The organism is Pseudoxanthomonas helianthi, assembly GCF_017939625.1.
Lineage (GTDB): Bacteria > Pseudomonadota > Gammaproteobacteria > Xanthomonadales > Xanthomonadaceae > Pseudoxanthomonas_A > Pseudoxanthomonas_A helianthi.
Genome location: NZ_JAGKTC010000001.1, coordinates 1,149,098 through 1,164,682, shown reverse-complemented (window position 1 = coordinate 1,164,682; position 15,585 = coordinate 1,149,098). Strand labels below are relative to the sequence as shown.

12 protein-coding genes are annotated in these 15,585 nt (G+C 68.3%); 4 read left to right on the top strand and 8 right to left on the bottom strand.

What is annotated here, in order from left to right; genetic code table 11:
- Positions 1-501 (top strand): VOC family protein (locus J5837_RS05275; RefSeq protein WP_342345506.1); only part of this gene is annotated, 501 nt, incomplete at its 5' end.
- A 62-nt stretch (positions 502-563) separates the two neighbouring features.
- On the top strand, positions 564-845 hold the full coding sequence (locus J5837_RS05270) for a hypothetical protein (protein ID WP_210535652.1): 282 nt from the start codon (positions 564-566) through the stop codon (positions 843-845).
- A gap of 41 nt (positions 846-886) precedes the next feature.
- Here J5837_RS05270 and J5837_RS05265 read toward each other — a convergent pair whose 3' ends face one another.
- The 5 genes from J5837_RS05265 to rpmB form a co-directional block, all read right to left on the bottom strand.
- Positions 887-4,348 carry a hybrid sensor histidine kinase/response regulator gene (locus tag J5837_RS05265; RefSeq protein ID WP_210535651.1) on the bottom strand — a complete coding sequence of 1,154 codons (3,462 nt, stop codon included), beginning with the start codon at positions 4,346-4,348 and terminating at the stop codon, positions 887-889.
- Between the two features lie 672 nt (positions 4,349-5,020).
- Positions 5,021-6,430 carry an FAD/NAD(P)-binding protein gene (locus J5837_RS05260; protein ID WP_210535650.1) on the bottom strand — a complete coding sequence of 470 codons (1,410 nt, stop codon included), beginning with the start codon at positions 6,428-6,430 and terminating at the stop codon, positions 5,021-5,023.
- Between the two features lie 55 nt (positions 6,431-6,485).
- A complete protein-coding gene (gene cls / locus J5837_RS05255; protein WP_210535649.1) occupies positions 6,486-7,904 on the bottom strand; it encodes a cardiolipin synthase in 1,419 nt (472 codons plus the stop codon).
- 369 nt (positions 7,905-8,273) lie between these two features.
- The gene (rpmG, locus tag J5837_RS05250) at positions 8,274-8,438 is read right to left on the bottom strand and encodes a 50S ribosomal protein L33 (RefSeq protein ID WP_210535648.1); all 165 of its coding nucleotides are present in this window, start codon (positions 8,436-8,438) and stop codon (positions 8,274-8,276) included.
- Positions 8,439-8,449: 11 nt separating this feature from the next.
- Entirely contained in the window at positions 8,450-8,686 is a 237-nt protein-coding gene (gene rpmB, locus J5837_RS05245; RefSeq protein WP_210535647.1) for a 50S ribosomal protein L28, read from the bottom strand.
- 351 nt (positions 8,687-9,037) lie between these two features.
- On the opposite strand from rpmB, the gene J5837_RS05240 reads away from it, so the two are divergent.
- Together J5837_RS05240 and J5837_RS05235 are read left to right on the top strand one after the other, a co-directional pair.
- The gene (locus tag J5837_RS05240; RefSeq protein WP_210535646.1) at positions 9,038-9,454 is read left to right on the top strand and encodes a DUF2178 domain-containing protein; all 417 of its coding nucleotides are present in this window, start codon (positions 9,038-9,040) and stop codon (positions 9,452-9,454) included.
- A complete protein-coding gene (locus tag J5837_RS05235; RefSeq protein ID WP_425504817.1) occupies positions 9,447-9,659 on the top strand; it encodes a helix-turn-helix transcriptional regulator in 213 nt (70 codons plus the stop codon). The genes J5837_RS05240 and J5837_RS05235 overlap by 8 nt, the downstream gene beginning before the upstream one ends.
- A 125-nt stretch (positions 9,660-9,784) precedes the next feature.
- On the opposite strand, the gene J5837_RS05230 is transcribed toward J5837_RS05235, so the two are convergent.
- The 3 genes from J5837_RS05230 to J5837_RS05220 are packed head-to-tail and all read right to left on the bottom strand — an operon-like array spanning position 9,785 to position 15,547.
- On the bottom strand, positions 9,785-12,949 hold the full coding sequence (locus tag J5837_RS05230; protein WP_210536146.1) for an efflux RND transporter permease subunit: 3,165 nt from the start codon (positions 12,947-12,949) through the stop codon (positions 9,785-9,787).
- A gap of 10 nt (positions 12,950-12,959) precedes the next feature.
- Positions 12,960-14,216 (bottom strand): efflux RND transporter periplasmic adaptor subunit, encoded by a 1,257-nt coding sequence (locus J5837_RS05225; protein WP_425504816.1) that lies wholly within the window; start codon positions 14,214-14,216, stop codon positions 12,960-12,962.
- Complete coding sequence (locus J5837_RS05220; protein WP_210535645.1) at positions 14,213-15,547, bottom strand: TolC family protein; 1,335 nt, start codon at positions 15,545-15,547, stop codon at positions 14,213-14,215. Before J5837_RS05220 ends, J5837_RS05225 begins: the two co-directional genes overlap by 4 nt.
- Between the last annotated feature and the right edge of the window lie 38 nt (positions 15,548-15,585).

The window sequence follows — 15,585 nt, the reverse complement described above, 5'->3', positions numbered from 1 at the left end:
TCCGGATGCGCGGTCGGACGATCACGCACCGCCGACACGCAAGTAGCCATCGTCAGAAATGTCCAAGGCATGCCTCGCACGATGCATGTCGCCATTGATCCAGCAACCGACGGAGGACCCATGCACCATTCCCGCCTGTGCGCACTATTGATCGATTGCCGCGTCGCGGACATCGGCCAGGCCGCCGAATTCTGGGCCGCGGCGCTCGGCCGCGCGGTGGATCCCGACCATCCGGGAACCCGCGGCAACTACGTGATGCTGGAGACGCCGGAGGACGAACCCATCGTGCAGCTCCAGCGCGTCGAGCACGAAAGCCGGGTCCATATCGACATCGAGACGGACGACATTCCCGCCGAGGTTTCCCGCCTGGAAGCCCTCGGCGCGCAAGTGGTCGACCGGCTGGAGCGTTGGGTCGTGATGCAGGCGCCGACGGGCCAGCGCTTCTGCGTGGTTCGCGTCCAGCGTCCGGGCTTTCCCAAGAACGCTAACCGCTGGGACTAGGGTTTGCGGCGCCGACGGCGGCGTCCGACAATCCGCAACGCATCCGTCTTCGTCGGTCGTCCATGACAGCATTGCGCAATTTCGTCTCGACCGGCTCGCTCACCTTGGTGGCGGTCGGCATCGCAACGGCGGCCGCGTCCGTGCTTTTCACCTTTCCGGCGAACCCGCTCGTGTGGCAGGCGGCTTCGTGGACGCTCGTCGCGGCGCTGGTGGGCCTGCTGCTGCTGGTGCCCGTATCCGGCTACGCCTTGGTCACGCGTCGAACCGCAAGGACGGGATGGCGCGTCGCCTCGTTCCTGATCGGCTTCCTGTGCCTGGCGGCGGTTGCCGTCGGCTCCCTCTAGAACGCGCAGGCGTGCTCGGTGGCGCCGGCTCGCCGTCGCCATCAAGGCTCGCTGGGCGCAACGGCCTGCAACTGCGCAGTGAGGAACGCGCGCAACGAGGCCGGCTTCACCGGCTTGGTCAGCAGGCGATAGCCGCGCTCGCGCGCTTCCCGCTTCAGCTCGTCGCGCCCGTCGGCGGTCAGCAACGCACCCGCGATCGGCACGTCGCTGGCCGCGCGCAACGCATCCAGCGCGTCGAGGCCGTCGAGGCGGTCGTGCAGGTGGTAGTCGACCAGCATCACCGCCGGGCGTTCGCCGATCTTCTGCAGGGCCTCGTCGACCGTGGTGGCCACGATCACCTCGGCCTGCCAGCGGCCAAGCAAGGCGCGCATGCCGTCGAGGATCTCGCTGTCGTTGTCCACGCACAGCACGCGCAGCCCGCGCAGGCTGTCGGCCTGCGCCTGCTCGCGCGGCGCGTGGCGGCGATCCAGCGCGGCGACCGCGCGCGGCACGGTGATCGAGAACATGCTGCCGTGGCCGACCACGCTGTGCGCGTCGAGGCGGTGGCCGAGCAGGCGTGAAATGCGCTGGCAAATGGAGAGGCCCAGACCCAGGCCCTGTTCGCCCCAGTCGAACGGCTGCTCGTAGCGATGGAACTCGTCGAAGATCTGCCGCATGTGCGCCTCGGGAATGCCCGGGCCGGTGTCCCACACCTGCAGCTCGACCTGGGTGCCGCGAGCGCGCGCGGACAGCACGACCCGGCCCTGGCGGGTGTAGCGCAGCGCGTTGGCCAGGAAGTTCTGCAGCACGCGGCGTAGCAGGCGGCGGTCGCTGCGCACCGGCAGCGCACGCGCGTGCAAGCGCAGGTCTAGGCCGCGACCGGCGGCCAGCGGCGCGTATTGCGAATGCAGTTCGCGCAGCAGTTCTGCGGCGTCGAAATCGCTGGCCTGCGCGTGCAGCGCGCCGGCGTCGAGCCGCGACACGTCGAGCAGGCCGTCGAGCAATTCCTCCGCCGCGCGCAGCGAGGCATCGACGCGTTCGGCCAGGTGGCGCTGTTCCTGGGCGTCCTCGCTGCCGCGCAGGGCCGAGGTGAACAGCCGCGCGGCGTTCAGCGGCTGCAGCACGTCGTGGCTGATCGCGGCGAGGAAGCGGCTCTTCGACTGCTGCGCCAGCTCGGCGACGCGGCTGCGTTCGGCCACGCGCTGTTCGAGGGTTTCGTTGGCCTCCAGCAGGGCCTGTTCGGCACGCTTGAAGTCGGTGATGTCGTTGTAGCTGGTGACGTAGCCGCCGCCGGCCAGCGACTGGCCGCGCATCTCGAACACCTTGCCGTCGCTGCGCACGCGTTCGAACACGTGCGGCGAGCCGATGCGCATGTAGTCGATGCGCTTGCGCACCTGTTCCTCGGGTTCGCCGTCGCCCAGTTCGCCGCGCTCGGCGTTCCAGCGGATCAGGTCGGCGACCGGACGGCCGACGTAGAGCATGCCCTCCGGGTAGCCGAACATCTGCTGGTAGCGCCGGTTCCACGCGACCAGGCGCATGTCGCGGTCGACCACGCTGACGCCCGCGCTGATGTTCTCCAGCGTCGCCGAGAGGATTTCACGGTTGAAGCGCAGTTCCTGTCCGGTTTCGTCGAGCACCGCGACCACTTCGCCCAGCTCCATGCCCGAGCCGTGCAGCACGCTGGTCAACACCAGTCGCGCCGAGGCGGCGCCGATCGCCGCGGCCAGCTGGCGTTCGGTGAACTGCACCCAGGCGCGGTCCGCGGGCGCGTCCGGCTTCAGTTCGCGGCCCAGGGCCTGCGCCTGTTCGTCGAACGCGCGTCGGGCGTGGCGTTCGCCCAGTACGCGCCCGGCCAGCGCGAGCAGATCGGCGACGCGCACGCTGCCGGGCCATTCGCCCGCGGCCAGCGCCTGCCGTTGCGAATACGGATCGAGGAAGGGCGCGATGCGCAGGCGCTCGTCGACGCTCGGCCGCCAGCGCGCCGACACCAGCATCATCGTCGCCGCGTTGACCAGCAGCGACCAGAACGTGCCGTGGGTCAGCGCATCCCAGCCGCTCAGGCCGAACAGTTGCTGCGGCCGCAGCCAGCCGATGCCGAAAGGCCCGGTCTGCAGCCAGCGCGGATCCAGCCAGCCCGAAGCCGACAGCGTTTCCGACAGCGTCGGCAGCAGCAGGGTGTAGGCCCAGACCACGAAACCGGCGAGCATTCCCCATTCCACGCCGCGCCGGCTGGCACCGCGCCAGTACAGGCCGCCGATCAACCCCGGCGCGAACTGCGCGACCGCGGCGAACGCGATCAGTCCGTACGCGGCCAGCGAACTGTCGTTGCCGCGGCTGAAGCGGTAGTACGCGTAGGCGCACAGCGCCAGCAGCACGATCGCGGCGCGGCGGATCCACAACACGCCGCTGGCGACGTCGGCGCCAGCGTGGCGCGTGCCCCAGCCGCGACGCAGCAGCAGCGGCATCACCAGGTCGTTGCTGACCATCGTCGACAGGGCGATGCTGGCCACGATGGCCATGCCGGTCGCCGCGGAGAAGCCGCCGATGTACGCGGCCAGCGCCAGCGCGTCGCGCCCGGCCTGCAACGGCAACGCCAGCACGAAGGTATCGCTGGCGATGTTGCCGCCGGTGCCGAACACCGCCACGCCGGCCGCGGCGATCGGGACGACCATCGCCGAGATCAGCAGCAGGTAGCCGCCGAACAGCCAGCGCGCCTTGCGGATGTCGCGCGCGTCGCTGCATTCGACCACGGCGACGTGGAACTGGCGCGGCAGGCAGACGATGGCGAGGAAGCCAAGCAGGGTCTGGGTGAAGAAGCCGACCGGCGGCGCGTTGCGGAACAGCGTCGTCGCCGCGTCTTCGACCCGCGCCGAACCGCCCAGCCACAGCCAGGCGAACACGCCGACCGCGACGATGGCGAGCAGCTTCACCACCGATTCCAGTGCGATGGCCAGCATCATGCCGTGGTGGTGTTCGGTGGCGTCGACCTGGCGGGTGCCGAACAGCGCGGCGAACAGCGCCATCAGCAGGGCCACGTACAGCGCGGGGTCGGCGAAGAAACCGGCGTGCGACGCGTCCAGTCCGGTCAGCACGCCCAGGCTCAGCGCCACTGCCTTGTATTGCAGGGCCAGGTAGGGCACCACGCCGATCAGGGCGATGATCGCGACCAGCGCGGCCAGGCGGCGCGAGCGGCCATAGCGCGAGGAGATGAAGTCGGCGATGGAGACCGTGTTCTGGTGGTGCGCGATCAGCGCCAGGCGTTCGATGATGCGCCAGCCGAACAGCAGCAACAGCAGCGGGCCGAGGTAGATCGGCAGGTAGCCGACGCCATAGCGGACCGCGCTGCCCACGGCGCCGTAGAAGGTCCACGATGAGCAGTACACGGCCAGGGCGAGGCCGTACACCACGGGGCGCAGCCACGGCCGGTCCGGATACAGCGGGCGACGGTCGCCCCACCACGCCACCGCGAACAGCAGCGCGGCATAACCGATGGAGACCAGCAGCAGGACCCAGCTCGAAACCACGGCCCCTCCCGGTGGGACATTGGTGGCGGGAGTTTACTGCGTGGAGGCTTGGTCGGAATCGATATCCGGACCGGCCGCCGTCGGTTTGGCTCCTGCCTCCAGCTCCACTCCGTGGGGGCAAGGAAGATCGGCTGGGTGATCCCAGAGGCAAGGATGTGTCCTCGCTGTAGTACTGCGCCGAGTGCAGCCATGTAGAGCCGAACACATCCGGCTGCTTTTGCCGTTGCTCGTCATCCCGGCGAACGCTGGGATCCATTTTGCTTTTGCGCCCGTAGGAGCGCACCTTGGTGCGCGACCGTAAAAGCGAAGTTGCGTGGACGATTCCTCAGCAAATGAGGCTTCCGGTCGCGCACCAAGGTGCGCTCCTACAAGAGCTTTCGCGCTGGTGCGCGAGTCACTTTTCTTTGCTTGTGCAAAGAAAAGTAACCAAAAGAAATGCTCTTCAACAGGCGAATGTCTGGTCAAGCACACCCTTCCTCGCGCCCTTCGTGCTGCGCACGAAGGGTCCGCGGAGACGGCGGGAATTTCCGGAAGCAACATCCTGTTGCTCCGGAAACGGCGCACATCCCTGTGCGCCGCCCCTGCGGGGTTTACCCGCCGTCTCCGCCGCTGCGGACGGGGCCCGCCAAGCAAGGGCAACAGCAAAAGCAAAAATCCGGCATTACGCTCGGCTTAGTTATCCCCACGTCCCAGCAATGCCCGCACCACCGCTTCGGCCTGCCCGCGCAACTCCGGCACCGCCGTGCTTTCCCACAGGCAACCGATGCGCAGGCTGCCCAGTGCCAGCAGGCGTGATTGCGCCTGGCCCGCGGCATCGACCACGCGGCCGTCGAGGGTGGTGCGGATGCCGATGCCGTGCGCACCCGGTACGGCCATGCCCTTGCCCAGCAGGTCGGACAGCAGCGGGTTGCGCATGGCCTGCGCGCGCATTTCCATGCCGGTGGCGTTGATCACAGTGTCGACGTCGAACTGGTCGATGCGGCCGTCGCGCATCTGTGCGGAAACGCGTACCCGCGGGCCGACCGTCTCGACTTCGCGCAATCGTCCGCGATGCAGCCGGATTCGGCCGTCCTGGACCAGTGCCTGTACGGACGCATGCACCTGCGCGGCGACGCGATGGCGGTGCACGTCCCAGTAGCGCACGACATGGCGCAGGAAGCGACGCTGGTCGGCTGGCGACAGCGATTGCCAGAGCGCCTGTCCATGCGGGCGCAGGCATTCCATCACCGCCTGCCAGGGCGTGCCGGCCTGCCCTGCCTCGCGCACCGCCTCGCGCAATACGCGCATGCGCTGGCGCAGCGGCAGGCCGAGCAGGGCCTTCACGTTCAGGTCGACCGTCGCATGCGGCGCGTGCGATTGCGGCAGCAATGCATGTCGCGACAGTACGTGGATGCGGCCGTGGTGGCCGTTCGCGGCCAGGCTCAGCACGGCGTCGACCATGCTCAGGCCGGAACCGGCGATGCACACCTCGGCGCCGGCCGGGACGCGCTTCACCGCGTCGAAATTCCACGCCGACAAGCGCTGCGCCGGGGACAGCCGGATCGCGCCGTGCGCCGGCAGCGGCCGTGGCGTATTGCCGATGGCCAGGACGACGCCACGCGCGCAGATCTGCTCCCCGTCTTCCAGGGTCAGCCGCGAGCGCGTGCCGTCGTCGTCCAGTGCGACCACCCGACTGCCGTGCACGACCAGTTCGGCGGTGCTGGCCTCGCGCGCTTCGCGCAGGCGTTCGCCGAGATAGTCGGCGTAGCGGTGGCGTTGCACGAATTGTGGGCCGAGCTGCTCGCGACTGGCGCCGCCGGCGTCGGTGGCGACGACGAAATCGAGGAAATCCTCCGGCGCATCGTCGAACGCGCTCATCCGCTGCGCCGGCACGTTGAGCAGGTGTTCCGAATGCACGGTCGCGTAGGCCACGCCCTGTCCCAACGCCGCCGGTTCCACCAGCGCGATGCGTGCGGACGCCCTGCACAGGCGCAGGGCATGTATCGCGGCCATGACTCCAGCCGCGCCGCCGCCGACAATGGCGATGTCGAAGCTTGCCCCGTGCTGCGGTGCGGGGGCGGTCCCGTGGTTTGCATCGCTCATCGCGCACATTGTAGGCGATGCTGTGTTGCGGCCTTTTCGCACGCCTTTCCTGCGGTCACATCAGCGAATCGGCCAGTCGCGCGATCCCTTCGCGGCTACGGTGCCACGCGGGGCGCTTGCGCCAGGCCTGCAGCGAGATCGTGTCGGCCTCGGCCAGGTACGAGGCTTCGATTTCGCGCATCCGCGCGACCACGCCGGCGTCGTAGCAGACCAGGCCGACTTCCGCGTTCAACGCGAACGAGCGGATGTCCAGGTTGATCGAGCCGATCAGGGCCATGTCGTCGTCCACGCTGAGGTGCTTGGCGTGGAGGAAATGCGGGCGATACAGCGCGATTCTGACGCCGCAGCGCAGCAGTTCCTCGTAGTACGACGCCTGCGCCCACGCAGTCAGCCGCTGGTTGTTGCTCGCCGACAGGATCAGCTGCACGTCCACGCCCGACAGCGCGGCGATGCGCAGCGCGCTGAGCGTCGCATCGTCCGGCACGAAGTACGGAGTGACCAGCACCAGCTTGCGCTGGGCCAGGTGGATCAGTGCGTTGACCGTGTCGCGCGCGTTCTCGAACGGATATGCAGGGCCGCTGGGCAGCAGCTGGGTGGCGACGTCGGCGTTGTGCACCGGCGTGGTCGGGGTCACCGGCAGGGCTTCGCCGGTCTCGATGTACCAGTCGCTGGCGAACACGCCTTCCAGATGCGCCACCACCGGGCCGTGCACGCGCGCAACCAGTTCGCGGTTGGGGCGGCCGGGGACGAAGTCCGCATCGGCCAGGTTCTGCGAGCCGACATAGGCGGTGCGATTGTCGATCACCGCGACCTTGCGGTGGTTGCGCAGGTCCATGCGCCCGCTGCGCCGCCAGCGCAGGCCGCCCGGCAGCATGTCGTGGACCTGCACGCCGGCGGCGCGAAGACGCCGGGCATACGCGTGCAACCCGCGCTTGGCCCCGACCGCGTCCAGCAACAGGCGGCAACGCACGCCGCGCGCGGCGGCGCGTTGCAATGCGTCGGCCACCGCGTCGCCGACCGCATCGTCGAACATCAGGTAATACAGCAGGTGCACGCGTTCGCGCGCCGCGTCGATGTCGCCGATTAGCGCGCGCAGCGAAGCGTCGTAGTCGTCGAGCAGTTCGACCGCGTTGCCGTGGGTGGGCATGAAGTCGCCCAGCCGCTCGATCAGCGGCGCCATTTCGCTTTCCGCGCCGTGGCCGGGCGGGGTCCAGCGCAGGTCGCGCAACGGCGCCTGTTCCTCGCGGATCATCTGCGAAGCCAGCGCCTGCCGGTGCACGCGTTGGCGCGACAGCCAAGGGTGGCCGAACAACAGGTACAGCGGCAGGCCGAACAACGGCACGAAGCCGACCAGCAACATCCAGCTGCGCGCGGCCGCCGAGGTGGTGCGCGAAGGAATCCACAGCAGCGCGGCGACGCGGATGGCCCAGTCGAGGCCCAGCAGCCAGGTGCCGAGCGACCAGTGCGGTTCCATCAGGCGTCAGCGATCAGGGACGACATGGGGCGATTGTGCCGGTCGCCGCCACGGTTTTGTAGGCACTCGTTTGTTGCCGGCACCCCTCAATGCGCAGGGTATTCGGGATGGTGCGAACTCGATGCGGTTTCCCTCTCCCCGCTGCTTTTCGGGGAGAGGGTGCCGAAGGCGGGTGAGGGGCGTTTTTGCTTTTGCCGTTGTTGCTCGTATGCCGGAAGCAAAAGCACGCTCGCTTCGCTCGCGCCCCTCATCCGGCCTGCTGGCCACCTTCTCCCCGCTTGCGGGGAGAAGGGGACTCCCTGTCGAAATCCGGAGACCCAAAAGAAAACCCGCCGTGAGGCGGGTTTTCTTCGGATCCCGGAAGCGGGATTACTTGATCTTCGCTTCCTTGTAGACCACGTGCTTGCGCACCACCGGGTCGTACTTCTTCATTTCCATCTTCCCGGGGGTGTTCTTCTTGTTCTTGTCGGTGGTGTAGAAGTGGCCGGTATCGGCCGTGGACACCAGCTTGATCTTGTCGCGCTTGCCTGCCATGTCCTATCTCCTCAGATCTTCTCGCCGCGCGCGCGCAGCTCGGCCAGCACGACGTCGATGCCGACCTTGTCGATGGTGCGCAGGGAGTGCGCGGAAACCTTCAGCTTGACCCAGCGGTTCTCGCTGGCGACCCAGAAGCGGCGCTCGTGCAGGTTGGGCAGGAAGCGGCGGCGGGTACGGTTGTTGGCGTGGGAGACGTTGTTGCCCGTCTGCACACGCTTGCCGGAAACTTGGCATACGCGGGACATCTGTGCACCTCGAAATAATCTTGCCTTCCATAGCCTGGAAGACGGCGGCCCCTGCGGCCGAGGCCGCCATGCGATACGGGGAAGGAACGCTGCAGACCCAAGCCGGAATCGCGCTTCCGGCCGCAAATCCGGCACGAACCGGACGCAGCGAGCCGCGCATTATGCCCGCCGGCAGCGGGGCGGGCAAGCCGCCGGCCGGCAAATTTCCATGAATATCCAAGACTTAGCCGCGACATGGGGTTGGAGGGGAAAATTTCCATTCCATCAAGTAAAAAATTATTGACATCGAGTAAATCCAGTTTTACCTTGCGTCGCGTGTCCTTGACCTTCAATCGCAGGGGAGTAGCCAACATGTTGCCCAGGGAACGTTATGCGTGGATCTGGCTGGTGGCGCTGGTCGTCGTGTTCACCGCCTACTTCTCCGCCATCGGCATCGGCCACCAGGCGTGGCTGGCGCAGAGCTTCCTGCACAAGATCGGCTGGCTGGCCCTGGCGCTGGGTTCGCTGGGGCTGATCGCCTTCTTCGCCTGGCTGTTCACCCGCGACCCGAAGGCAGTGGACGAACGCGACCGCCTGATCGATCTGCGCGCCTCGGCCATCGCGTATTACGTGCTGATGGCCGGGATGATCGTGGTCGGTTGCGTGATGCCGTTCCAGCACACCGGCTGGGACATCGCGCACGCCGCGCTGCGGGCCATTGCCATCGCCGAGATCGTGCACAGCGGGCTGGTCGTGATGTGGTACCGCCGGGGTGGCTGGCATGGCTGAGCGCCGCTTGACCAACAACATCCGCACCTTGCGCTTCCTCGCCAACGAGATGACCCAGGCGGAACTGGGCCAGCGGGTCGGGCTGACCCGGCAGACCATCGCCGCGGTGGAAGCCGGCAAGTATTCGCCAAGCCTGGAGACCGCGTTCCGCATCGCCGAGGTGTTCGGCAAACCGCTCGAGGAAGTGTTCCGCTGGGAGGGGTGAATGCGGGGGGTGGCGTGGTTGATGCGGATTGACGCGGAAAACGCGGATAAAACTTCAGAGTTTTTATCCGCGCCCATCCGCGTCAATCCGTGTCGATGACGCTTTCGAAAGCGCTGGCGCGGCGTTTAGCCGGCCTCGGCGCCGCGATGCAGCCAGCGATACAGCACCGGCAGCACCAGCAGGGTCAGCAGCGTCGACGACACGATGCCGCCGATCACCACCGTGGCCAGCGGCCGCTGCACTTCCGAACCGGCGCCGACGTTGAAGGCCATCGGGATGAAACCCAGCGAGGCCACCAGCGCGGTCATCAGCACCGGCCGCAGGCGGCCGAGCGCGCCGTCGATGATGGCGTCTTCCAGCCGATCGCCCTGTTCGCGTAGCTTGCGGATGAAGGCGATCATCACCAGGCCGTTGAGCACCGCCACGCCCGACAGCGCGATGAAGCCCACGCCGGCGGAAATCGATAGCGGTATCCCGCGCAGCCACAACGCGATCACCCCGCCGGTCAGCGCCAGCGGCACGCCGCTGAACACGATCGTGGCGTCCTTGGCCGAACCGAAGGCCATGAACAACAGCGCGAAGATCAGCAGCAGGGTCACCGGCACCACCACGGCCAGGCGCTGGCTGGCCGAGATCAGTTGCTCGAACGTGCCGCCGTAATCGATCCAGTAGCCGCTCGGCACTTCGACTTCGGCGCCGACGCGGCGGCGCAATTCGGCGACGAAGCCGCCAAGGTCGCGGCCGCGCACGTTGGCGGTCACCACGACGCGGCGCTTGCCGTTCTCGCGGTTGACCTGGTTCGGCCCCAGCATCGTTTCGATCTTCGCGACCTCGCGCAGCGGTACCGTCTGCGGTGCGCCGGACATCCACGCCGCCGCGCGGCTCGATTCGTCGAGGTTGTCGCTGCCGCCCAGCGGCACCGGCAGGTCGGCCAGCGCCGCTGGGTCCTGGCGCAACCGCTCCGGCAAACGGACCACGATGTCGAAGCGGCGGTCGCCTTCGAAATACTGGCCCGCCACTTCGCCGCCGACCGCCGTGGCCACGGTGTCCTGCACCGCGCCCGGGTTCAGGCCGTAGCGCACCAGCGCCTGCCGGTCGGGTGTGACCGCCAGCAAGGGCAGGCCGGTGGCCTGTTCCAGCTTGACGTCGGCGGCGCCCGGCACGGTCTTGGCCACCGCCTCGATGCGCTTGCCCACCTCGACCAGCGTGTCCAGCTCGTCGCCGTACAACTTGATCGCGACGTCGGCGCGCACGCCCGAGATCAACTCGTTCATGCGCATCTGGATCGGCTGGGTGAACTCGTAGTTGTTGCCGGGCAGCTGTTTGACGGCCTGTTCGATCTCCGCGACCAGTTGCGCCTTGGTCTTGCGCGGGTTCGGCCACTGCTCGCGCGGCTTGAGCATGATGAAGGTGTCGGCCACCGAGGGCGGCATCGGATCGGTGGCGACCTCGGCGGTGCCGAGCTTGCCGAACACGCGCTCCACCTCCGGGAAGCGCTTGATGCGTGCTTCCAACGTCGACTGCATGGTGATCGCCTGGTCCAGGCTGGTGCCGGGAATGCGCAGCGCATGCAGGGCGATGTCGCCCTCGTCGAGGCTGGGAATGAACTCCGAACCCAGTCGCGTGGCCATGAACCCGCATGCGGCCACCAGCACGAGCGCGCCACCGACCATGCCGGCCCGGTGCCGGAGGGCCCATGCCAGCGCTGGCGCATAGGCCTTGCGCGCCCATCGCATCGCGCGGGTCTCCTTCTCCACCACGCGGCCGCGCAGGAACAGCGCCACCGCGGCAGGCACGAAGGTCAGCGACAGCAACATGGCGCCGCTCAACGCGAGCACCACGGTGATCGCCATCGGATGGAACATTTTTCCTTCCACGCCGGTGAGGGCGAAGATCGGCAGGTAGACCGCGGTGATGATGCCCAGGCCGAACAGGCTGGGACGGATCACCTCGGCGGTCGCCGAAGCTGTCGCATCCAGGCGTTCTTCGTCGCTCAGCGCGCGTCCCAGCGCATGCTGCAGTTCGCCGAAGCGGCGCAGGCAGTTCTCGATGATGATCACCGCGCCGTCGACGATCAGGCCGAAGTCGAGCGCGCCCAGGCTCATCAGGTTGCCCGACACGCCGCCGCGGACCATGCCGGTCATGGTGAACAGCATCGCCAGCGGAATGACCGCGGCGGTGATCAGGGCCGCACGGAAGTTGCCCAGCAGCAGGAACAGCACCGCGACCACCAGCAACGCACCTTCGACCAGGTTCTTCGCGACCGTGCGGATGGTGCGGTCGACCAGCGTGGTGCGGTCGTAGACCGGGTTCGCCGAAACCCCTGGGGGCAGGCTCCTGCTCGCCTCGGCCAACTTCGCCGCCGCGGCTTGCGAGACTTCGCGGCTGTTCGAACCGATCAGCATGAATACCGTGCCGAGCACGACCTCGCGACCGTTCTGGGTGGCCGCACCGTTGCGCAGCTCCGGGCCTTCGCCGACGTCGGCCACATCGCGCACGCGGATCGGCACGCCGTCGCGCCGATCGAGCACGATGTCGCGGATCGCGTCGAGGTCGGCCACCTGGCCCGGCGCGCGCACCAGGAACTGCTGGCCGTTGCGCTCGATGTAACCGGCGCCGACGTTCTGGTTGTTGGCGGCGACCGCCGCGACCACGTCGTGCAGGGTGAAGCCAAGGGCGACCAGCCGCGCCGGATCCGGGGTGATGTGGATCTGCCGGGCGAAGCCGCCGATGGTGTTGACCTCGGTGACGCCGGGCGTGTTGCGCAACTGCGGCCGCACCACCCAGTCCTGCAAGGTGCGCAGGTCGGTGGCGGTGTACGGCGTCCCGTCCTGCTTGCGCGCATCCGGCCTCGCGTCGACCGTGTACATGAAGATCTCGCCCATGCCGGTGGCGATGGGACCCATCTCCGGTTCCAGCCCTTGCGGCAGTTGCGATTTCACCTGCTGCAGGCGTTCGGCGACCTGTTGCCGGGCGAAGTACGGATCGGTGCCGTCCTCGAACACGACGGTGACCTGCGACAGGCCGTAGCGCGAGATCGAGCGCGTGTAGTCTAGCCGCGGCAGGCCGGCCATCGCCGTTTCGACGACGAAAGTCACGCGCTGCTCGGCTTCCAGCGGAGAGTTGCCGGGCGCCTCGGTGTTGATCTGCACCTGCACGTTGGTGATGTCCGGCGTCGCGTCGATCGGCAGCCTGGTGAAGCTCCATGCGCCGATGCCGACCAGGGCCAGGGTCGCCGCCAGCATCAGCCAGCGGCGCGCGATGGCGAACCGGACGATCCGTTCGAGCATTCCCTTGGGCTCAGTGGTCATGCGAGGCCCCCGACTTTTCGATGTCCGCCTTCACCAGGTAGCTCTGCTCGACCACGACCTGGTCGCCCGGCTTGAGCCCGGACAGCACTTCGACGCGCTGCGCGTCGCGCTTGCCCAGTTCCACCGGTCGCACCTCGTAGGTGTCGCCGACGCGGACGAACACCACGTCCCAGTCGCGGAACGTCTGCAGCGCCGCCAGCGGCACCACCAGCGCAGCCGGCTGCTGGTCGACGGTGATGCGCGCCTTGACCGCCGAACCCGGCCGCCACAAGCCATCGGCGTTGGCGATCGTGGCGCGCGCGACCGTGCTCTGGCTGGCCGTGGCCGTGCCCGGCAGCACGCGTTCCAGCGTGGTCTGCGCGGTTGCGCCATCGCTCAGCCGGGTGATCTCGACTGGCACGCCCGCGCGGATGTGTTGCGCATCGCTGCCGAACACGTGCAGGTCCACCCACAGCGAGGACAGGTCGGCGACTTCGAACAGCGGCGCGGCATCGCTGGCGACGCTGCCCACCGCGGCGTTGCGCGCGAGCACCACGCCGGAAATCGGCGAAGCCACCGTGTAGGTGGTCAGGCTGAGGTTGCTTTCGATCGAGGCCAGCGCCTGGCCGGCACGCACCGTGTCGCCCGCGTTGACCGTCAAGCGGCGCACCGGCCCCGGGAAGCGGGCGGTTACCTTGGCGATGCGTCCTTCGATCGGGGTCAGCAGGCCCTGTACCTCATGCTCGTCCGCGATGGTCCCGGCGCCCGCCGTGGCGACGCGGATGCCGGCGTCCTGCGCGATCTTCGCGGGGATTGCGGTGCGGCCTTCGTAGCTGGGATAGGTCCAGCGCAGGTTCGTGCCATCGACGTTCGCGACCACGTCGACGTCGAACGAATGCGGCTCGCCGACGACGGTCGCCGCCATCAGGCTGCCATCGGCCTGCGCTTTGAGCGCGTGGTTTTCGGCGATGTTGCCCAGGCGCTTGAGCCGCACCTCGACGCTGCCGGCCGAAGGCGGCAAGGGCTTGCCGTCGCGATACAGCCAGGCCTGGAACCGGGGCGGCGCGCCATCCTCGGCGATGCCCAGTTCGACGGTGTAGCCGTCCTTTTCGAGCAGGCGTCCGCCGTGCTCTCCCTTGGCGGGTTGCTGCGTTTCCGCGTGTTCGCCATGGCCGCCTTCGGCGTGCGAATCGCTTTCGGAAGGTCCGCCGCAGGCGGCCAGCAACAGGGTCAGCGCCAGCGCGCCGGCAATGCGATGCATGTTCATGGAGTCGATCCTTGTTCGATGGCGGGGCCGGCGACGAACGCCTGGCCGGTGAGGCGCTGGATTTCGATCAGCGCGCGCTGCGCATCCACCGCGGTGTCGAGTTGCTGCCTGCGCGCGGTGGTGCGCTCGGATTGCAGTTGCGCCCATTCGAGGTAGCTGATCGCGCCGGCGCGATAGGCGCGCTCGGCGGCGGCTTCGGCGCGCGCCAGCTTGGGCAGCACGTCGTCGTGGAGGCGCCGGACTTCGAGTTGCGCCACGCGGTAGCGGCCGTGCGCCTCGACCAGGGTCGAATACAGCGACAGGTCCTTCGCTTCGCGTTCGATCTCCAGCGACGCCAGTTCGGCTTCGGCCGAGCGGATCGCCGGCTCGGCACGACGTCGCGCGCCCAGCGGCAGCGAAAAGCCGGCGACCAGCGCGGTATCGGCGGTGTCCTGCAGGCGGCGCACGCCCACTTGCCAGTCCACGTCCGCCGCGGCCGACGAGCGCGCCAGTTGCAGGCGGGCTTCGCGCAGGCGGCGCTCGTCGGCGAACTGGGCCAGTTCCGGCGTGCGTTCCAGCAAGGCGACCAGGACGGAGGCATCGTCGATGGCTGGCAGCACCAGCGGATCGCCCACCGCGATGTGGAACTGCGGGTTCCTCTCGCCCCACAATGCCGCCAGGTGCTGGCGCGCGGCTTGTTCCTGCTGTTCGCCACGGGCGCGGGCCAGTTCAGCGCGTGCCAACGCCGCCTGTGCGGTCAGCAACACGGATTCGGGCGAAGCGCCGGCCTGCAATCGTGCGCGCGCTGCGGTCACCGTGCGTTTGCGCTGGGCGATGTCGAAGTCGGCCAACTCGATCCGGCGCTGTTCGGCGACCACGGCCAGGTAGCGGCGTGCGGTTTCGGCGAGCAAATCGAGGCGCCGGCTTTCGCGTTCGACCGCGAGCGCGTCGATGCGGCTCTGGGCGAAGGCGCGGCGTGCGTCGAGCTTGCCGCCGCGTTCGAATACCGAAGCCAGGGTGAGTGTCGCTTCGGCGCCACGGGCGCCATTGAACGCGCCGCTGCCGAGGAAGTTCTCGAGCGTCGCACCGGCGACGAAAGCCGGCTTCTGCGCGGCGAGGTCGCGCTCGGCTTCCAGCACGTCGTACCGGTTGCCGAACAGGCGCAGGTCCGGATGCCGGTCCTGGACACGTGCGAATGCGTCGTCGAGGGTGAAGGTCGAAGCGCTGCGCGTATCCGCGCCGGGAATGGAATGCGTGGCAGCGGCCACGGGAACGACGGGTCGCGGCTGCGCCTGCGCGGGCAGGCACAACGCAACCGTCAGGACGGCCAGGGCCGCCGGACGCGAATGCATGGGATTTCTCCGAAGGTGACGGTGACGGATTTGCGGCG